We start from the raw sequence: 19,750 nt of genomic DNA on the forward strand, positions 1-19,750 counted from the left end.
GCACCGTCGCTGCTTCCTTAGTACCGGAGGGGGCAAGGCCGGTCAAACCGGATTGCGGCATGCAAGGCGCAGGTTGCGGCAGAGTGCGGAGGCATAGCGTCGGCATGCTTTGCTTTTCGGCCCTCAGTCTGACAGAAGGTCACGCGACGCTCCCTTTTTTGCTCCCGAGTCCCGCCGTGGTCGATATCGCCCTCCACCTTCTCTTGTTGCTGTTCCTTGCCGCTTTCCTCGCCGGCTTCATCGATTCCATCGCCGGCGGCGGGGGCATGATCACCATTCCAGCGATGCTGCTGGCCGGCATTCCGCCGCTGGAGACGCTGGGAACGAACAAGCTGCAATCGCTGTTCGGCTCGGGATCGGCCACGATCGCCTATGCGCGCGCCGGCCATGTGCGGCTCAGCGAGCAATTGCCCATGGCGGCGGCGGCGACCATCGGTTCGGTGTTCGGTGCGCTGCTGGCGACGGTCGTGCCCGGCGATGTCCTGAAAATCTTCATGCCGTTCCTGCTGGTGGCGATCGCGATCTACTTCGGCCTCAAGCCCAATATCGGCGATCTCGACAAGCACCGCCGCATGAGCGTCTTCCTGTTCACCGTAACCATCGTGCCGCTGGTCGGCTTCTATGACGGCGTATTCGGCCCCGGCACCGGATCGTTCTTCATGCTGGCTTTCGTGACGCTGGCCGGCTTCGGCGTGCTGAAGGCGACGGCGCACACGAAGCTTCTGAACTTCGGCTCCAATCTGGGCGGCTTCGTCGTCTTCATTCTCTACGGCGTCGTGCTGTGGAAGGTGGGGCTGACCATGGGTGTCGGCCAGTTCCTCGGCGCACAGGTGGGTTCACGCGTGGCGATGAGAAACGGCGCCCGGATCATCAAGCCGCTTCTTGTCGTCACCTCGATCGCGCTCGCCATCCGCCTGATGGCCGACCCGGCCCATCCGATCCGGCTGTGGCTGGGGTGGTAGCCTCGCCATCGCCTGCGCGCACTAGATCCGCAGGCAGGCGAGTTGAGCGTTGATCGGCCTCAGTATTCCACGCCCTGCTGCGCCTTGATACCCGAGCGGAACGGGTGTTTGAGCAGTTCCATCTCGGTTGCGAGATCGGCGATCTCGATCAGCTCTTCCTTGGCGTTGCGGCCCGTCAGCACGACATGGGTCATGTAGGGCTTTTCCGTCCTGAGGAAGTCGATGACCTCGTTGACGTCGATATAGTCGTAGCGCAGCGCGATGTTGATCTCATCGAGCAGCACCATGGCGTTTCGCTCGTCGCGGATCAGCTCCTTGGCCTTCTCCCAGGCCGTCTGCGCCATGGCGACATCGCGCGCGCGATCCTGCGTTTCCCACGTAAAGCCCTCGCCGAGTGTGTAGAACTGGCAGAGATCGGAGAAATGCGCCTCGATCAGGTCGCGCTCTCCGGTCTGCCAGGCGCCCTTGATGAACTGCACGACGGCGCAGGGCTTCCTGTGCGCGATATGGCGGAAGATCATGCCGAAGCCGGCGGTCGACTTGCCCTTGCCCTTGCCGGTATGGACGATGACGAGACCCTTTTCATCGGTCTTCGTCGCCATGATCTTCTCGCGCGCCTGCTTCTTCTTGGCCATCTTCTCCGAATGGCGGGCAAGCTCGGCTTCGGTCATGCCGGCGGTCTCGTCGTGGTTTTCAGACATCGTTTTCTTTCCTTTCAGGACGCCTTGCGGGCGCCCAACATATCCAGTTCGAAACGCGCGGAATTCGAGCGCGGGGTCCACAGCCGCCGGTCGATGGCCTCGGCGAAGCGTGCGGCCATCTCGGCAAGTGCTGCCGGGTTCTTCTCCATCAGGAAATCGCGCACGCGCTCGTCCAGCAGATAAGCCTGATAGGCGGCCTCGAAGTGGTGGTCCTTGACCGCCCCGGTCGTGGCGGCGAAGGCGAACATCAAATCGACGGTTGCGGCGATCTCGAACGCGCCCTTGTAGCCATGGCGCATGACACCGTCGATCCACTTCGGATTGACCACGCGGGCGCGCACGACGCGGCCGATCTCGTCTTCCAGCGTGCGCACGACCGGCTTTTCCGGCCGCGACAGGTCGTTGTGGTACATGACGGGCTGGCGGCCGGACAGGTGCTCCGCCGCCGCCGCCATGCCGCCCTCGAACTGGTAGTATTCGTCGCTGTCGAGAAGATCGTGCTCGCGGCTGTCTTGGTTCTGGATGACGGCCTGAAGGCTCTTCATGCGGGCCTCCAGCCGCTCGCGCATCGGCACGCCGTCGCTCTCGCCGTCATAGGCGTGTGCGCCCCAGTCGAGCCAGGCATCGGCCAGGTCGCCCCGGTCCGTCCACAGGCCTTCGTCCATCATGGTCTGCAGGCCAGCGCCATAACCGCCTGATTTCGCGCCGAAGATGCGGAAGCCCGCCTGTCTGGCGGCCTCCGCTTCGGAGGCACCCCGGGCCGCAAGCGCTGTGGCTTCCGCCCGCATACGGGCGGCAATCGGATTGTCCGCATCGTCCTCGTCGAGGGCACCCACGGCCCGCACGGCGCGGTCGAAAAGCGCGATCTGTTCGGGGAAGGCATCGCGGAAGAAGCCGGAAATGCGCAAGGTCACGTCGACGCGCGGATGACGCAGCGTCGCCGGTGGAATGATCTCGAAGCCGGTGACGCGGCGCGAAGCCATGTCCCATGTCGGCTTCACGCCGATCAGCGCCATGGCCTGCGCGATATCATCGCCGCCGGTGCGCATGTTGGAGGTGCCCCAGGCGGTGATGCCGAAGGAGGTCGGCCATTCGCCGTGATCCTGCGCATAACGGGTGACGAGGAGTTCGGCGGACTTGCGGCCAAGCTCCCAGGCCGCCGGCGTCGGCACCGCGCGGCTGTCGACGGAATAGAAGTTTCGCCCGGTCGGCAGAACATCCGGCCGCCCGCGTGTCGGCGCGCCGGAGGGGCCGGGCTCGACGAAACGCCCGTCCAGGCCGCGCATCAGCGCCGTGATTTCCGCGGGGCCGCAGGCCGCAACGGCAGGGCGGATGGATGTCTCGATGACATCGAGCACCGCGCGCGTGGCGAGCCAGCCGGCCGGGCAGCCCAATGTGCCATCCACCAGCCTTGCCGCGAGCAGTTCGATGCGCTCCACCGTATCGCCCTTGCTGCGCCAGGGCGTTTCGGATTGCCCGGCAAGGATCTGCGGCCGCGGGCCGGTCCATGGATCGGACGGGATGCAGTCGAGCGGGTCGAAATCCGTCTCGCCCAGGGCATCGGCTGCGATGGCACGCTGCAAGCTCGCCTCGCCGCCCTCGCCCAGGCCGCGCGGCACGCGGGCCAGCGCAACGGTCAGGTCCGTCAGAAGGCGCCCTTCGGGCGAGACGCCGAAGACGTGCAGGCCATCGCGGATCTGCATTTCCTTGAGGTCGCAGAGATAGGCGTCGAGCTTTTGCAGCGCGGCTTCCTCGCCGTCCGACTTTGCGATGCCGGCGTCGCTGTCGAGGCCGATATCGCGCACCAGATCGAGGATCTGCTTCGTCAGCAGCCTGATGCGCCGCGGATCGCCGCCGGAGGCCTCGTAATATTCGTCGACGAGGGCTTCGAGGTCCTTCAGCGGGCCGTAGGTTTCGGCACGCGTCAGAGGTGGCGTCAGGTGATCGATGATGACGGCCGCGGAACGACGCTTGGCCTGCGTGCCTTCGCCGGGATCGTTGACGATGAAGGGATAGAGATGCGGCACGGGGCCGAGCACGGCCTCCGGGTAACAGGCTTCCGACAGCGCCAGCGCCTTGCCCGGCAGCCATTCGAGATTGCCGTGCTTGCCCATATGCACGATGGCATGCGCGCCGTAATGCAGGCGCAGGAAAGCGTAGAAGGCGAGATAACCATGCGGCGGCACGAGATCCGGCGAGTGGTAGGTGTCTTTCGGATCGATATTGTAGCCGCGTGCCGGCTGGATACCCACGAGCGTCTCGCCGAAACGGGCGAGCGGCAGGGCGAAGACCTCGCCGGTCACAAAGGGGTCGTCTTCCGGCGTGCCCCAGCGGGCGGTCATCTCCTGCTGAATCGATGTCGGAAGCGAAGCGAAGAATGCCTTGTAAAGATTCAGCGAAAGCGTTTCGCGGATTTCACGGCCGTCATTGGCCGCATTGGTGGGGCCCGCCATGAGATGGGCGATCAGCGCATCGCCATCCTCCGGCAGGTCCGCCACCGCATAACCTTCCGCCACCATGGCGCGCAGCACTTCCATCGTGCCGGCGGGCGTATCGAGGCCGACGCCGTTGCCGAGGCGGCCATCGCGGTTGGGATAGTTCGCCATGACGAGGGCGACCCGGCGTTCGGCCGGCGCGGCGCGCCGAAGCCGCGCCCACCCGGCGGCGAGCTTCGCAACGAAACGGATGCGGTCCTCGACCGGATCGAGGCCGATGATGTTGGTCTCGACGCGCTCGTCGTACCGCGCGGCCGCCTTGAAGGAGACGGCACGGGACAGAACCCGGCCATCGACTTCCGGCAGCGAGACGTTCATGCCGAGATCGCGCGCCGTGAGCCCCTGCCCCGACGCTTGCCACGCCTCGCGCGAGGAGCCGGAGAAGACGACCTGCAACACCGGCGCACCGGTCTCGTCGAGCACCGTCGGCTTGCGGCCGGCGCCGGGCGCGGAGACGGCAAAGCTCGTGGCATTCAGCACGGCCTCCGGCCGGACCTCCGCAAAGGCGGCGCGGACGGTTTCGATGGAAACCGGCTCCTTGAGGCTGGAGACGAAGAGCGGCAGGGCCCGAATGCCCTCCGCCGCCAGCGCATCGATCATCATTTCGACCGGACGTGTTTCGCCGCTCTGGACATAGGCGCGGTAGAAGGCGATGGCGACGGTGGGGATGTTATCGCCCGCAAGCGCACGCCACTCCTCGACATCCACCACGCCGCGCCCCGGCCACCAGATGCCGGCCTTTTCGAGCGGCGTCGCCGGTGCCGGCTTCTCGCGGCCAAACACCACCGCATCGGCATAGGCGAGGAAACGGTCGGCATTGTCCGCCCCGCCCTCGTTGAGATAGGCCCAGAGGTTCCGGCGGTCGGCATCCTCGATGCTGTTGAAGGGGATCAGCCCCTCATCGGGACGGTCATCGCCCGGCAGCGCCACGAGCTTGATATCGTTGGCGACAGCCGTCGCCAGCAGGGCTTCCAGCACGTAGCGGAAATAGCTCGCGCCGCCGAGCGCGCGGATGACGATGAGCCGGGCGTGCCGGGCCGTGCGCTCGATATAGGTATCGACGGACATGGGATGCGACAGCGTCGCGAGGCTGGCGAGACGAAGGCGCGTATCACCACCGCGCGCACGGTGGGCGGCGGCGATGGAGGCCAGTTCCGTATCGGCAGCGGAGAGGAAGAGGATATCGCCCGGCGTCTGGCCAAGGTCGATCGCCTCCTTGCCGTCGGCGATGGTGCCCTTCTGGGCTAGCAGGAGATGCATGCAGCGCCTCCCTGCTGCGAGAGGACCGCCAAGGGGGCATACCCCCCTCTGTCACTTCGTGACATCTCCCCCACAAGGGGGGAGATTGAGCGGCGGCGTGCAGGCAAGACAGCGGGGCAAGCCGTCGCCTCATCCGATCTCCCCCCTTGTGGGGGAGATGGCCGGCAGGCCAGAGGGGGGTGCCGCCGCATGCTCATCCGATATCACACAGCCGCAGCAATGGCAGCGCGTACGGCGGCCTCATCCATGTCGTGCAGGCCGATGACGACGAGGCGGGTGCCGCGGCTTTCGTCCGGGGCCCAGGCGCGCTCGAAATAGCTGTCGATGCGGCTGCCTACGGCCTGGATGAGCAGGCGCAGCGGCTTGCCGGGCACATCGGCAAATCCCTTGACGCGCAGCACGTCGTGCTCGGCGATCACGCCCTTGAGGCGCTCGATGAAGGCGGACGGATCGGCAAGCGCCGGCAGTTCGACGACGAAGCTGTCAAATTCGTCGTGGTCGTGTTCCTCGCCGTTCTCGTGTTCCAGTTCATGGTGCGACTTGCGGTTGGCGATGTCGTCTTCCGTGCCGACGCCGAGGCCGAGCAGCACGGCGGCGGCCACGTCACCGTTCTTCGCCTCGATCATCGACGGCTTGCGGGCGGTGCGCGAGGCGACCTCGTCGCGCACGGTCTGGATACCGGCGGCGTCGAGCAGATCGGTCTTGTTGAGCACGATGAGGTCGGCGGCGGTCAGCTGGTCCTCGAAGAGCTCTTCCAGCGGGCTTTCGTGGTCGAGGTTTTCGTCCTCGACGCGCAGGGCATCGACCCTGTCATGATCGTCGGCGAAACGGCCGGCCGCGACGGCGGCGCTGTCGACCACGGTGATGACGCCGTCGACCGTCACCTGCGTCTTGATTTCCGGCCAGTTGAAGGCGGCGACGAGCGGCTGCGGCAGCGCGAGACCAGAAGTCTCGATGACGATATGGTCCGGGCGGTTCTCCCGCTCCAGCAGCTTCGACATGGTGGGGATGAAGTCGTCGGCCACGGTGCAGCAGATGCAGCCATTGGTGAGCTCGATGATATCGTCCTCGGTGCAGGCCTCCGCGCCGCAGCCCTTCAGCACGTCGCCGTCGACGCCGAGATCGCCGAACTCGTTGATGATGAGCGCGATGCGCTTGCCGCCGGCATTCTGCAGGAGGTTGCGGATCATCGTCGTCTTGCCGGCCCCGAGAAAGCCGGTGATAACGGTGGCGGGGATCTTCTGTTGCAGCATGGCTCAACCCTTCATTTTCAGCGGCAGTCCGGCCGCAACGAAATACACTTCCGGTACGAGCGCCGCCACCTGCTGGTGGAGCCGCCCGGCATGGTCGCGAAAGTCGCGCGCCATGCGGTTTTCAGGTACGATGCCCAGGCCGACCTCGTTCGAAACGAAGACCAAACGGCCCGGCGCCTGTGCGATGGCCGACAGGAGGCCGGCGCATTCCTGCGCGATGTCGCGTTCCTCCAGCATCAGATTGGCGAGCCAGAGGGTCAGGCAATCGACGAGGACCGCACGATCAGCCCGCGCGACATCGGCGATCCGGGCCGCGAGCGCAAGCGGTTCCTCATGCGTTTCCCAGCCGTCGCCGCGGTCTTCCCGGTGCCTGGCGATGCGTTCACGCATCTCGTCATCCCAGGCGCGGCCGGTGGCGATATAATGACGCGAAAGGCCGGTCTCGGCGACCAGCCTTTCGGCAAAAGTGGATTTTCCGGAACGCGCACCGCCCAGAACCAGGACGGCTCCGGGCGATGTCAGCGTCATATCAGGCAGCCTTGGCGATCTTTTCGTTGGCAAAGCCAAGCGAAAGGCCGAGCACGATCCAGAAGAACAGCGTCGTGGCAAGGGCCGCGACGGCGAACTCCGCACCGAGAACGGCCGGAACGGCGCTGGAAATGTCCGACGGCTGCGGCGCGCCATAGACCTGCGGCGCGGCAATCAGCACCACGCCGGCGATCTTGGCCACGATGCCCGGCCTGAGGAACAGCAGGTAGAGCCCCGCCGCCGACAGCACGACCGCCGCAACCCACCAGATCTGACGCTGCGTCAGGTCCGCGGCCGGGAAACCCGGCAGTTCCGGCGGCAGGCCGATGGCCGGCAGCATATGCACGGCAAGCCAGCCGGCAGCGCCCCACAGCGCCCCGTTGGCGACCGTGATCGGATGGCCGGAGACAAGGCTGAAACCGGCAAGCAGCAGCGCGAAGCCTGCTCCCGTCACGAGGTTGGCCAGCAGCGTGCCGGAGAACCGGCTCATGCCGAACATGATGCCACCCTCTTCATGGCCTTCGGCGTCGTGAGCGTAGGCAACGGAGACGGGCGACAGGTAAGCTGCGACGTTGAGGATGACGGCGCCCAAGGACGAATGCTCATGCGTCGCGGCAGCGCCATCGGCGGACGGCGTGGTGCCTTCGGTGGCGGGTGCCGCCTCATCGCCGCCTTCGAATTCTTCGGCGTGAAGGATGAGCGGCACGACGCGGGCCTCCTGGGCGGCCGTCATCAGGACGCCAGAGAAGAGCCCGGCCACCAGGGCGGCCAGGAGATAACGAACGATCATATCGGAAACTCCTTAGTGGCAGGGAAAGCCGTAGGAGTGACGCGTATCGTGCGCGGTGTCGTGCAGCACGGCCGAATTCGCAAGGCCGGCGCCGAAGACGAGGAACCCGCCGAGCAGCAGCGCGAGAACGCCGGCGACAAGGCGATCGCTCGCGGAAAGCGTGATAGAAGACGTATTGGAAACAGCCATGACAACCTCCGTGCAGGCATCGGGGAAGCCCCTCCCCAGGTCGGGCGATATGCCCTCATTGGCTGGCAGGTCTCCTGGCTCGCAGCGTCCGGCGCATCAGCGCCTTCGGGCCGCCCTCACCTTCCCAGGTCTTTTCGCATCACGCAGGCGGACGATTCGTAGAAGAAGAGGCGTCCAGCCCCGGTTATCGTGATGCCACCCAGTGGCTTTTCCGGTCGGTGTTCCTTTCGCGCTTCAAGGACAACATTGCCCTCTTACCCGCGAAATTCCTCCCTCCGGATGGGCGTCCCTCGCTACTCTACAGTCGCGGGGTCGGCCGTGATTGCAGCGCCCTGATTGGGTCCGCCGCGTCACATTCCCATTTACTCACCGGTCCGTTTCCGGACCAGAGAACCATCCAATAGTCGGATGATTATGCCGCCGGCCGCCACAAGTCAATCGACAGCCAGCGGCATGGCCTGTGCCGAAAACGCCGGCCGGCCGTCGCAAACTCAATAGCCGGGGATGATCACCACGCCGCCGCGCCGGCGGTAGTAGCCGTCATCGCTGTAGTAAGGACCATCGTAATAGCCGTCGACCGGGCCCTCGAGCACATCGTATTCGCGCTGGTAGCGGCGCTCGCGGCTGGCCTGGCGTGCCTCGGCAAACTGCGCGGCCTGGCGCAGGGCGGCGAACTGCCGGCGTGAAAGATAGCCATCGGCGCGGTAGCCGGACGCACCCTGCCATGCGGCGATCGCCGCGCGGGTGCGCGGGCCGAAGACGCCATCGGCGCCATAGGTGCTGTAGCCCAGCGCGCTCAGCCAGCGCTGCGCCTGAATCCGCGTCGAGCGCTCCATATAGGCCTCACGCGGATCGACGACGGGGCGCTCCTCGACCAGGCGCTCGGTTTCCGCCTTCTGCGTCGGCGTGGTCGCGAGGGCAGCCATCCGCTCGCGCGCATCCGATGCATACCGGCCGCGCGGATAGGCGTCGAGATAGGCCTGGAACGCCTGCCGAGAGCCGGATACCACCGCCTTCTGGAACGTGTCTTCCTCGCGCTTGGCCGCAGCGAGCCTGTCGGCTTCCGCGTTGTCGTTCGTTGCCGTTGCCGGGCCGCTGGTGGTGGCGCGCTTCTGGGCGGCCTCGGCCTCCTCGGCACGCTTCCTGGCCTCGGCGGCAAGGCGAGAGGCTTCGGCGGCCTTGGCCTCGGCTTCCGCCGCAGCCTTGGCGGCCTCCGCCTTCAGGCGCTCCAGCTCGCGCGTCTTTTCCTCGGCCAGCTTGCGGGCGGCTGCCGCCTCCTGCTCCAGCCGGGTCTTTTCGGCAGCCGCGGCTTTTTCCGCTTCCAGCCGCTTGGCTTCTTCGGCACGGGCGGCCGCGGCTTCGGCAGCGCGGGCATTCGCCTCGGCCTCGGCGCGGGCCTTCTGGGCCGCGGCGGCCTCGTCGGCCTTGCGGCGCTCTGCCTCGGCCTGCACGCGCGCCGCCTCGTCCGCCCTGGCCTTTTCGGCAGCAGCGGCGGCTTCCTTCTTCACACGCTCGGCTTCGGCAGCCTTCTCGGCCGCCAGCCTGCGTTCATCCGCCGCCTTCCGGTCCGCCTGGAGGCGGGCGGCTTCCTCTGCCCGCGCCTTTTCAGCGGCTGCGGCTTCGGCCTTCGCCTTTTCCTCGGCGGCGGCCTTTTCGGACGCAAGCTTGCTGGCTGCGGCAGCGGCCGCCTCGGCCTTCGCCGCTTCGGCTTTCGCCTTCTCGGCCTCGGCGGCCTTGCTGGCGTCCTCCGCCTTGGCCTTCTCCGCATCGGCGACGCGCTTGGCCTCCTCGGCGGCCTTCGCCTCATCGGCCTTGGCCTTGGCGGCGGCATCGTCGGACGCCGTCGTGGCCGGCTTCGCGTTGCCCGCGGCCTTCAATTCGGCGATGCGCAGACGCGCCATCGAGGCGAACGTGCCGTTGGGATACTGTTTCAGGTAGTTTTCAAACTGCGTGACATCGCTGCCGGAGGAGGCTTTCTGCCAGAAGGCGAATTCTTCCTCCCAACGCTTGCCGGCATTGGTGGTTTCCTTAGCCGTCTGGGCGAAGGCAGCCACCGGAAAACCGGCGAGCGACAGCCCGACAAGGCCCACCAGAACAGATCGAGCAAGAGGTCCAGAACCCATCAAATCACCCTTTCGGATCGCACAACGGCGTCGGCACCCGCAGAGCGGGCATGATAGTGTCCCTCCTTGCACCGAAATCAGGCGCAACTTTGGTGCGGCCGCGACCGGCAGTGGAGAAACCCGATGTCTGAACGTTTCAGGCCGGCGGTTTAATCAGCGGGTGCCCATAAGGCTGTCGAGCCAGCGCGGATCCAGCACGGCTGCAAGCTCGGCCGCCACGCCGTCGAGTGCCGCATCGACGCCGGCCCGGTAATCGAAGCCGCCGCCCTCGATGCCGAAATCCGCAAGCAGCCGCGCCCGGTAGGCATCGCTCGAGAGCAGTCCGTGCAGATAGGTTCCCATCACGCGGCCATCCGGCGAGACCGCGCCGTCCGGCCGGCCGTCTATGCTGACGGAGGGACACAGCGCATCCGGCCCCGTGGTGCGGCCGAGATGGATCTCATAGCCTTCGAGCGGCACATCGTATTGCAGGGAGCGGGCGTCGCTGTTGCGCACGGTCTTTTCCGGCGCCATCTCCGTCTCGACCGCAAGCAGCCCGAGCCCTTCGACCTCCCGCTCGCCGCCTTCGATGCCGAGCGGATCGGTCACGCGGCGGCCAAGCATCTGATACCCGCCGCAAATGCCGATGACGCGCCCGCCGCGGCGCACATGAAGGGAAAGATCCCGGTCCCAGCCCGCGGCGCGGAAATCGCGCAGGTCCGAAATGGTGGATTTCGAGCCCGGAAGGACGACAAGGCCGGCATCGGCCGGCAGCGCCTCCCCCGGCCGCACGAAGACGAGATCGACCTGCGGCTCAGCCTTCAAGGGGTCAAGATCGTCGAAATTGGCGATGCGCGGCAGCACGGGCACGGCGACCTTGAGCGCCCCGCCGCCACCCTTCGCCAGACGCTCGAGCACGACGGAATCCTCTGCCGGCAGGCGCGCGGCATCCTTCAGCCAGGGCACGACGCCGAAACAAGGCCAGTCGGTGAAGCGGCCGATTTCGGCGATGCCGCTGTCGAACAGCGTGACATCGCCCCGGAACTTGTTGATCAGATAGCCCGTGACCGTGCGCCGGTCCTCGTCCGGCAGAATGGCGTGGGTGCCGACCAGCGAGGCGATGACTCCGCCGCGATCGATATCGCCCACCAGCACGACCGGCACGCCGGCCCGGGTGGCGAACCCCATATTGGCGATGTCCCCGGACCGCAGGTTGATTTCCGCCGGCGAGCCAGCGCCCTCGACGACCACGAGGTCGGCGCCGGCCGATACGGTCTCGAAGCTCTCCATCACTGCGCCCATGAGCTTGGGCTTCAGCGCCTGGTAGTCCCGCCCCTTGGCCTGCCCGAAGACCTTGCCCTGAACGACGATCTGGCTGCCGACATCCGACTGCGGTTTGAGCAGCACCGGGTTCATATGCACGCTGGAGGGCACGCGCGCGGCAAGCGACTGGAGCCACTGTGCGCGGCCGATCTCGCCGCCATCGGCCGAAACGGCGGCATTGTTCGACATGTTTTGCGGCTTGAACGGACGCACCGTCAGGCCGCGGTTGGCGGCCATGCGGCAGAGCCCCGCCACCAGTACCGTTTTTCCGACATCCGAGCCGGTGCCCTGTAGCATGATCGTTCTTGTCATGGCGCTTTTCCTATCACCGCGTCTCGCCACCGGAAAGCCCTGATTTACCGCAATTTTGCCGCAATCCGGCCCGGTGCTCCGATGTATTTCCGCAACAGCATGCCATGCAAGATCGGCATAGCTGGGATGCTATCCGTTTTGCGACATTTTGCGCCGTGAACGACGCTGATTTTTCTCTTCGGCGCACCTATATGAGGGACATCAGACAGCCGAGGCGCGTGGCTTCGGATTTTTAGGACAAAGACCATGCTGTTTATCTTCAGCAAGCCGAACTTCGTACAGATCGCCTGGAACGGCGTCGCTCCCCAGAACCAGTCGCGCGTGCGCAACGAGGTCATGGATGCGCCGCTCGGCCCGCTCGGCGTCATCCGCACGCGCAACATCGGCTGATCCTTCGAGCGCGACGTCAGGTCCCGCTCGCATCCAGCGTCGCCTCTCTCCGGGAGGCGACGTTTTTTATTGCCTGCCGGATCGCTAAAACGCAAAAGCCGTGCACCCCTGGTGGGAGTGCACGGCTTGCCAAAATACGCATGGCGGCTTCCGACAAAAACACATCGGAGCCCAGTCACCCCGGTACGCAATACCTTTTCCGGAGCGTTCGGCAGTGTCCCCCGCCGTGGGAAGATCAATAGCGCCACATCGTTACCGGACGGTTATCGAGACCTTAAGCAAAGGTGAATCGCGATTTTTTTATAAAACCGCGAAAAAAGTGACTGCTGGGGCGAAACGGCGCAATCCGGACACGATCTGTCTGCTTCCGAACAGGAAGCGGCGTTCCCGGGACGGATCGCTTACGAGTATTTGCCCGCACCGGAGCAAACGCCCATTTTTTCGACGGCAAGAACACCTGTTTTTCAGCATTCCGGCCATGGCTAGCGCCCGATGCAGCCCGTGCCTGCCTCTCAGGCGGTTGATTTCTCAACAAGAACCCGTAGGCTTGCCCCGTGACGTACGCAGACGGATCGCCGGTGACAGGGTTACGCCGGGGAACAAAAAAAGCTCGACGTCCTTGCAGCAGGGGGATTGGCTCGCCTCACCTGGCATCGCATTCCCTCGTCTGCCGAACACTGAGACCGGGCAGTCGGGACAACGCAGTAACCTGCTCTGCCTTCCGGGATGAACGCTGCATCTCAAGACTGGGAGGTCTTAAATCCTATGAAGAAGCTTTTTGCCTCCACTATCCTCGCCGCCGGCCTTTATGGCTTTGCCGGGTCCGCCCAGGCGGCAGAATGCGGCGATGTTTCGATCGCCGAAATGAACTGGGCGTCGGCCGGCGTCGCCGCACAGGTCGACAAGATCATTCTCGAAAGCGGCTATGGCTGTAACGTCACCCTGGTGACGGGCGACACCATGCCGACCTTCACCTCCATGAACGAAAAGGGCGAACCTGACGTCGCGCCGGAAATGTGGGTCAACGCCGTGCGCACGCCGCTCGACCAGGCCATCGCCGAGGGACGCCTGATCCAGCTTGCGCCACTCTTGTCGGAAGGCGGCGTGGAAGGCTGGTGGATACCGAAATTCCTGGCCGACGCGCATCCCGACATCAAGACCGTGCAGGACGCGCTCAAGCATCCGGACCTGTTCCCGGCGCCGGAAGATCCGTCGAAGGGCGCGGTGCACAATTGCCCCGCCGGCTGGAACTGCCAGGTATCCACGTCCAACCTCTACCGGGCGCTGAACGCGGATGCCGACGGCTTCGAACTGGTCGATACCGGCTCGGCGGCCGGCCTCGACGGCTCGATTGCCAACGCCTTCGAAAAGAAGACCGGCTGGCTCGGCTACTACTGGGCGCCGACCGCCATTCTCGGTCAGTACGAGATGACGCGCCTGTCCTTCGGCGTCGAGCACAACAAGGCCGACTGGGATGCCTGCACGGCCGTTCCCGATTGCCCCGACCCCAAGGTAAACTCCTACCCGACCTCCGACGTCTTCACCGTCGTGACGAAAGCCTTTTCCGAAAAGGCGGGCGTCGCCATGGATTACATGAAGACCCGCCAGTGGGACAACGGCACGGTCGGCAAGGTTCTCGCCTGGATGACGGAAAACCAGGGCACGAACGAGGATGCGGCGAAGTACTTCCTCGAAACCTATCCCGATATGTGGACCAAGTGGGTGAGCCCCGAGGTTGCCGAGAAGGTCAAGGCCGCTCTCTGACAGACATCAGGCACCGGCGGCCCAAGGCTGCCGGTGCCGATGGCTTCGGTGCGGACAGTCATTTGACTGATCTTCACCCAGAAAGTCGCAAACAGTACACTATCGGGCCGCCGCCCGTGCCAATACGGACAAACCGGAACAATAAGAAGAATATCGCTGTACAAGCCGCCCCATTCGCCATGCCGGACACATCCGTCGCATAGCGGGGCACCATCGACCGGTAGGAAGAGGGGAAAAAGGATGGCAGGACTATGCGACACGTTGCCGGTCTTTCTTTGCAAGTTTCCGGCATTCAGCGACGCGAGCATTCGCGCGGTCAGAAAGACTGTCGATGACGGGTTCAAGGGGCTCGTCAGAAGTTATGTGAATGCAATCGATGCGATGGTTCAGCCGTTGCAATGGTTTTTGAACTACCTAGAGCGCCTGTTCGTCACGTCGCCATGGCCGATCATCCTGCTGATCCTGCTGGCCGTCGTGTATTTCGCCAGCCGCAACGTCAAGATCGTCATCGGAACGGCCGCGTCGATGCTTGTCATCGGCATGCTGGGCCTGTGGAACGACACGATGGTGACGCTCGCCATGGTCACGGTCTGCACGCTCATCGCCATCGTGATCGGCATCCCCATCGGCATTCTCATGGCGCGCTCGGACCGGGTTCAGGGTTTCATCAACCCGATCCTCGATGTGATGCAGACGATGCCGAGCTTCGTCTATCTGATCCCCGTCGTCATGATCTTCGGCATCGGCAAGGTGCCGGGTTTGATCGCCGTCGTCATCTATGCCGTGCCGCCGATGATCCGCCTGACCAATCTCGGTATCCGTCTCGTCGACAAGGAAGTGCTGGAAGCGGCCGACGCCTTCGGTTCATCCGCCTGGCAGAAGCTGAAGAACGTGCAGATGCCGCTTGCCCTGCCCACCATCATGGCCGGCATCAACCAGACCATCATGATGTCGCTCGCCATGGTCGTCGTCGCCTCCATGGTCGGCGTCGGCGGCCTGGGCAAGAACGTCCTTCAGGCCATCAACAACCAGTTCTTCACGGTGGGGTTCCTCAACGGGTTCGCGCTCGTGGCCATCGCCATCATATTCGACCGTACAAGCCAGGCCTATGGCAGGCGACTACAGAAGCATTCGGAGGTAATTCATGGTTAGTCATGCAATCGAGGTCCGCAACCTCTACAAGATTTTCGGACCCCGTGGCGGCGATTATGTCGACGCGGTGAAGAACGGCCTCGGCAAGGCCGAGCTGAACCAGCAGTACGGCCATGTGCTCGGTCTTCGCGACATCAACATCTCCATGCCCGCAGGCGGCATCATGGTGGTGATGGGTCTCTCCGGCTCCGGCAAGTCGACGCTGATCCGCCACATCAACCGGCTGATCGATCCGACCGCCGGCGAGGTGCTGTATGACGGCGTCGACGTCTGTCGGATGAGCGAAAACGACCTGCGCGAATTCCGCCGCCACAAGACGGCGATGGTGTTCCAGAAATTCGCGCTCCTGCCGCACCGCACGGTGCTGGAAAACACCGTCTACGGCTTGGAAATCCAGGGCATCGGGCAGGCCGAACGCGAAAAGCGCGCCAAGCAGTGGATCGAGCGCGTCGGCCTTGCCGGCTTCGAGAACCACTACCCGAACCAACTTTCGGGCGGCATGCAGCAGCGCGTGGGCCTCGCGCGCGCGCTCACCAACGATGCAGACATCCTGCTGATGGACGAAGCCTACTCCGCTCTCGACCCGCTGATCCGCGTCGACATGCAGACCGTGCTTCTGGACCTGCAGAAAGAACTGAAGAAGACCGTCGTCTTCATCACCCACGATCTCGACGAAGCGCTGCGTCTCGGCGACAAGATCGCCATCCTGCGTGATGGCATGGTCGTGCAGCAGGGCACCGGCCAGGAGATCGTGCTCAACCCGGCGGACGAATACATCACGGCCTTCGTGAAGGAAGTGAACCGTGGCCGCGTCGTCAATGTCGAGACGATCATGGCGCCGCTCGCGGGCAATCCCCAGGGCATGCCGATCGCCAAGGGCACCGTGCTGGAAACCGCCGCCCGTGCCATGACGGGCGCCAACCAGACGCAGGCCCATGTCGTGGACGAGGCCGGCCGGCCGATCGGCGCGATCGACATCGGCGCGATCATCTCCTCCATGGTGACGCCGACGAGCCATGAGGCGAAGGCGGCGGCCTGAGCCGCTTACAAGCACATCGAGAGGGCGCGCCGGCGCCCTCTTCTCGTTTTCCGGCGCCGCTGTCCCACAATTAGATGTCTCTCGCGGCCACTCGGCCGGGACCGAGAGGGCATCGACGGCCTCCATGGGGCGCTCTGCCATTCCGCCGTTGCAACCACATAAAGAAATCCTTATATGATGGAGCAAACAGAGGACATGCCATGACCGCCACCAATCCGCTCGCCAGCCTCCTGGCCGAAAAACCCTTCCTGCTTGCCGATGGCGCAACCGGCACATCGCTGTTCGCCATGGGGCTGGAAGCAGGCGAAGCGCCGGAACTGTGGAACGAGGCCAAGCCCGAGAACATCACGAAGCTGCACCAGGACTTCGTGGATGCGGGCGCCGACATCATCCTCACCAACACCTTCGGCGGCACGCGGCACCGCCTGAAACTGCACCATGCGCAGGATCGTGTACACGCGCTGAACAAAAAGGCCGCCGAGATCGCGCGCGCGGTCGCCGACAAGGCGCCGCGCACCGTCATCGTCGCCGGTTCGGTCGGGCCGACGGGCGAACTGCTCGTGCCGCTGGGCGCCATGACCTATGACGATGCCGTCGCCGCCTTCGTCGAGCAGATCGAGGGCCTGAAGGCCGGCGGCGCGGATGTCGCCTGGATCGAGACCATGTCGTCGCCGGATGAAATCCGCGCGGCCGCCGAAGCCGCTACCAAGGTCGGCATGCCCTTCGTCTATACCGGCTCCTTCGATACGGCCGGCAAGACGATGATGGGCCTGCATCCCAAGGATATCCACGGCGTGGCCGGTGACATCGGCGCGGGCCCGCTCGCGGTCGGCGCCAATTGCGGCGTCGGCGCCTCCGACATCTTGTCCTCGCTGCTCGACATGACGGGCGCTGCCCCCTCGGCCACGGTCGTCGTGAAGGGCAATTGCGGCATCCCGGAATTCCGCGGCTCGGAAATCTACTATTCCGGCACGCCGCCGCTGATGGCGGAATATGCCCGCCTTGCCCGCGATGCCGGCGCACGCATCATCGGCGGCTGCTGCGGTACGTCCTGCGAGCACCTTGCCGCGATGCGCGTGGCCCTCGACGCCCATGAACCGCGCGAACGCCCGACGCTCGAAACGATCGTCGAAAAGATCGGCCCGCTGCGCAACAAGACCGCGAATGAAGCCGCCGCGGCGCCCGCTCGCGAACGCGGCGGCCGCCGGCGCGGTTGACCGATTGTCGGATCGACAATTGCAAGCCGCCCCGGTCAGCGCCGCGGGCGGCTTTTTTGTCGCTATATGTGAGAAGATACGTTCAAGGAGCCTGCATGATGCAGACGATCGAGATGTCGGGCACGAACGTGCTCGTTCTTTCCGCGCAGGGCACGCCTGTCGCAACGGAAGCGGATGGCAATGACGTGATCGGCGAGGCCTTTTCGGCGGGTGCCACGCTCGTCGCCATTCCGGTCGAACGGCTCGGTCCGGATTTCCTGCGCCTGGAGACGCGCCTTGCCGGCACGGTCTTCCAGAAATTCGTCAACTACCATCTGCGTTGCGCCATCATCGGCGATGTCACGACGCTGCTCGAGGGCAGCAAGGCGCTTCGTGACTTCGTGCGCGAGACGAACAAGGGCCGCTCCATCTGGTTTCTTGCGACCATCGGGGACCTTGAGGCGCGGCTTGCGCGTGAAAACGCCTGACGATCAGGTCTCGGCCAGGAATTTCCGCCATGCCGCAAAGCCCGCGTCGATGTTCCTGCGCCCGATGCCGACGCGGAAGCGATCTGCCGGCACCGGCAGCAGATCGGAGACATAGAGGCTGGACGGCAGGAGAAGCACTCCCTTCTCCTCCACCAGCCGGCGGCAATGCGCCTCCACGCCATCGGCTCCGAGATAGCGGGCGAAAGCGACGCAGCCGCCGTCGGGCGGAGAAAATTCATAGAGATGCGGGTAGTCCGCGAAGAAACGGCCGAGTTTTTCGGAGTTGTCAGCGCACAGGGCGCGGTTGCGGGCCAGTATCGTCTCGCGCGACTTGAGCGCGATACCGGCCAGCACCTCCGAAGGGCGCGCGTTGCAGATGGAGAGATAGTGCTTCATCTTCTCCATGCGTTCGAGCAGCGCATGGTCACGGCAGGCGATCCAGCCGATGCGCAGGCCCGGCAGGCCATAGGCCTTGGACATGACATTGAGCGAAATGCCCCTGTCGAACAGGTCCGCGGCCTGCGGCAGGCGCTTGGCATCATCGACCTCCAGCCCGCGATAGACCTCGTCGGAAAAGAGATGGATGCCGCGCTCCGCGCACAGCGCCGCCAGCTCCCGGAAGGTCGCCTGATCGGCAATGGCCCCGGTCGGGTTGTTGGGAAAGTTGACGGCGATGAGCCGGGTTTCCGGACGAAGTGCGGCGCGCACATCGTCGAGGTCGAGCCGCCAGCGGTTCTCAGGCCGCAGCGCCACGCCCGTCACGCTGCCGGCGATGGTGACAGGCAGCGTCTCCATGGACTGGTAGTTCGGCACGGTGACGATGGCGTGATCATCAGGCCCGAGCAGCGCCAGCATGGCGCAGTAAAGCCCCTCCTCCGCGCCGGCAAAGGTCAGGATGTCAGCGCCGCCAAGCGTCTCGTAAGTCGAGGCGATGATCTCGCGCAGCTCCGGCGCACCCCAGGTCTGCGTATAGCCGAGCGAGACACGCTCCCACGCCTCCAGATCCTCGGGGCCGGCAAGCGCCAGCAGTTCCGACATGCTCATCGTCTCGGCATCGCTCGCCGTCATGTGGTGGCGGGCCTTGAATTCCCAGCGGGAAAAATGGGTTTCGAGACGGAAATCCGGCAATGGGGTCACGAGGTCAATCCTTGACGTTCTGGCGCCGGGCATCGGCGAGGTAGTTGTAGATCGAGGCGCGCGAGGCGCCGATGAGACCGGCGAGATGATCGACCGCATTGCGGGTCTGGAACAGGCCGCGCTCCTCGAGCGCTGCCACCAGCGCCACGCGCTCGGCCTTCCTCAGGGCCGTCAATGCAAGGCCTTGGTTGCGCAGCCAGTCATGCAAAGCCGTATTGATCTCCTCGCGCCAGTCGCCGGAAAACAGCGACGGCGGGCGCGGCGCCACCGTTCCGGTGAAGGCCGACAGCAGCTTCGCAGCGGCATCGAAATGCGAGACATCCATGTTGATGCAGAGCAGGCCGAGCGCCTGGCCGAACTCATCCTTCAGCACCGACGTCACCGATTTTAGGCGCCGACCGTCGTCTCCCGTTTTTTCATAGGGGCCATAGACGCCCGCCTCGCCGGCCTCCTCCAGCTCGCCGTCCACGAGCGATTCCATGCCGGGCTTGCGGCCGGAAAAGGCATTCCAGATGCCGGCGATCCGGCCCGTTTCGAGATCGTGCAGCACGACCTCGGCATGGGGATAGAACAGGGTGGAGATGGCCGCGGCGGTCGTGGCGTGGCGCACCAGCAGCGCGTTGGAATTCGAAGCATCAAACATGGCGGCAACCAATCCGATTATAGACG

The 19,750-nt window shown here is 65.0% G+C and carries 17 protein-coding genes and 1 riboswitch; of the genes, 7 read left to right on the top strand and 10 right to left on the bottom strand.

The genetic code is table 11. The annotated features are described in order from the left end of the window. The first annotated feature begins 176 nt into the window (after positions 1 to 176). Positions 177 to 962 carry a TSUP family transporter gene (locus K6301_RS08570; RefSeq protein WP_247216129.1) on the top strand — a complete coding sequence of 262 codons (786 nt, stop codon included), beginning with the start codon at positions 177 to 179 and terminating at the stop codon, positions 960 to 962. Positions 963 to 1,021: 59 nt separating this feature from the next. Here the strand turns inward: K6301_RS08570 and cobO are convergent, their stop codons facing one another. From cobO to K6301_RS08610, 8 genes are all read right to left on the bottom strand, one after another. Beyond that, the gene (gene cobO / locus K6301_RS08575; protein WP_247216131.1) at positions 1,022 to 1,663 is read right to left on the bottom strand and encodes a cob(I)yrinic acid a,c-diamide adenosyltransferase; all 642 of its coding nucleotides are present in this window, start codon (positions 1,661 to 1,663) and stop codon (positions 1,022 to 1,024) included. A 14-nt stretch (positions 1,664 to 1,677) separates the two neighbouring features. Next, positions 1,678 to 5,418: a cobaltochelatase subunit CobN gene (gene cobN, locus K6301_RS08580; protein WP_247216133.1), complete on the bottom strand. Its 3,741-nt coding sequence runs from the start codon at positions 5,416 to 5,418 to the stop codon at positions 1,678 to 1,680. Positions 5,419 to 5,621: 203 nt separating this feature from the next. After that, a complete protein-coding gene (gene cobW / locus K6301_RS08585; protein WP_247216135.1) occupies positions 5,622 to 6,671 on the bottom strand; it encodes a cobalamin biosynthesis protein CobW in 1,050 nt (349 codons plus the stop codon). Between the two features lie 3 nt (positions 6,672 to 6,674). After that, positions 6,675 to 7,199 (bottom strand): bifunctional adenosylcobinamide kinase/adenosylcobinamide-phosphate guanylyltransferase, encoded by a 525-nt coding sequence (cobU, locus tag K6301_RS08590; RefSeq protein ID WP_247216139.1) that lies wholly within the window; start codon positions 7,197 to 7,199, stop codon positions 6,675 to 6,677. A 1-nt stretch (position 7,200) separates the two neighbouring features. Next, on the bottom strand, positions 7,201 to 7,989 hold the full coding sequence (locus K6301_RS08595) for a CbtA family protein (protein ID WP_247216140.1): 789 nt from the start codon (positions 7,987 to 7,989) through the stop codon (positions 7,201 to 7,203). Positions 7,990 to 8,001: 12 nt separating this feature from the next. Then, a complete protein-coding gene (locus K6301_RS08600) occupies positions 8,002 to 8,178 on the bottom strand; it encodes a CbtB domain-containing protein (RefSeq protein WP_134649446.1) in 177 nt (58 codons plus the stop codon). A gap of 47 nt (positions 8,179 to 8,225) precedes the next feature. Continuing rightward, a riboswitch (cobalamin riboswitch) is annotated at positions 8,226 to 8,591 on the bottom strand. Positions 8,592 to 8,669: 78 nt separating this feature from the next. After that, on the bottom strand, positions 8,670 to 10,301 hold the full coding sequence (locus K6301_RS08605) for a peptidoglycan-binding domain-containing protein (protein ID WP_247216141.1): 1,632 nt from the start codon (positions 10,299 to 10,301) through the stop codon (positions 8,670 to 8,672). Positions 10,302 to 10,454: 153 nt separating this feature from the next. Further along, positions 10,455 to 11,915 (bottom strand): cobyric acid synthase, encoded by a 1,461-nt coding sequence (locus tag K6301_RS08610; protein WP_247216143.1) that lies wholly within the window; start codon positions 11,913 to 11,915, stop codon positions 10,455 to 10,457. Between the two features lie 246 nt (positions 11,916 to 12,161). On the opposite strand from K6301_RS08610, the gene K6301_RS08615 reads away from it, so the two are divergent. The 6 genes from K6301_RS08615 (at position 12,162) to K6301_RS08640 (ending at position 17,944) form a co-directional block, all read left to right on the top strand. Then, positions 12,162 to 12,305 (top strand): hypothetical protein, encoded by a 144-nt coding sequence (locus K6301_RS08615; RefSeq protein ID WP_134649449.1) that lies wholly within the window; start codon positions 12,162 to 12,164, stop codon positions 12,303 to 12,305. Between the two features lie 765 nt (positions 12,306 to 13,070). Then, entirely contained in the window at positions 13,071 to 14,069 is a 999-nt protein-coding gene (locus tag K6301_RS08620; RefSeq protein ID WP_247216146.1) for an ABC transporter substrate-binding protein, read from the top strand. A gap of 240 nt (positions 14,070 to 14,309) precedes the next feature. Then, the gene (locus K6301_RS08625) at positions 14,310 to 15,221 is read left to right on the top strand and encodes an ABC transporter permease (RefSeq protein WP_247216148.1); all 912 of its coding nucleotides are present in this window, start codon (positions 14,310 to 14,312) and stop codon (positions 15,219 to 15,221) included. Beyond that, positions 15,214 to 16,260 carry a quaternary amine ABC transporter ATP-binding protein gene (locus K6301_RS08630; protein WP_134649453.1) on the top strand — a complete coding sequence of 349 codons (1,047 nt, stop codon included), beginning with the start codon at positions 15,214 to 15,216 and terminating at the stop codon, positions 16,258 to 16,260. The genes K6301_RS08625 and K6301_RS08630 overlap by 8 nt, the downstream gene beginning before the upstream one ends. 200 nt (positions 16,261 to 16,460) lie before the next feature. Beyond that, entirely contained in the window at positions 16,461 to 17,477 is a 1,017-nt protein-coding gene (gene bmt / locus K6301_RS08635; RefSeq protein WP_247216150.1) for a betaine--homocysteine S-methyltransferase, read from the top strand. A gap of 95 nt (positions 17,478 to 17,572) precedes the next feature. Beyond that, on the top strand, positions 17,573 to 17,944 hold the full coding sequence (locus K6301_RS08640; RefSeq protein ID WP_247216152.1) for a DUF4180 domain-containing protein: 372 nt from the start codon (positions 17,573 to 17,575) through the stop codon (positions 17,942 to 17,944). A gap of 3 nt (positions 17,945 to 17,947) precedes the next feature. On the opposite strand, the gene K6301_RS08645 is transcribed toward K6301_RS08640, so the two are convergent. Beyond that, positions 17,948 to 19,081 carry an aminotransferase class I/II-fold pyridoxal phosphate-dependent enzyme gene (locus tag K6301_RS08645; RefSeq protein WP_247216154.1) on the bottom strand — a complete coding sequence of 378 codons (1,134 nt, stop codon included), beginning with the start codon at positions 19,079 to 19,081 and terminating at the stop codon, positions 17,948 to 17,950. Between the two features lie 4 nt (positions 19,082 to 19,085). Then, on the bottom strand, positions 19,086 to 19,724 hold the full coding sequence (locus K6301_RS08650; RefSeq protein WP_247216156.1) for a helix-turn-helix transcriptional regulator: 639 nt from the start codon (positions 19,722 to 19,724) through the stop codon (positions 19,086 to 19,088). Positions 19,725 to 19,750: the final 26 nt, after the last annotated feature.

Origin of the sequence: Shinella oryzae (genome assembly GCF_023038235.1) — a bacterium.
Lineage (GTDB): Bacteria > Pseudomonadota > Alphaproteobacteria > Rhizobiales > Rhizobiaceae > Shinella > Shinella sumterensis.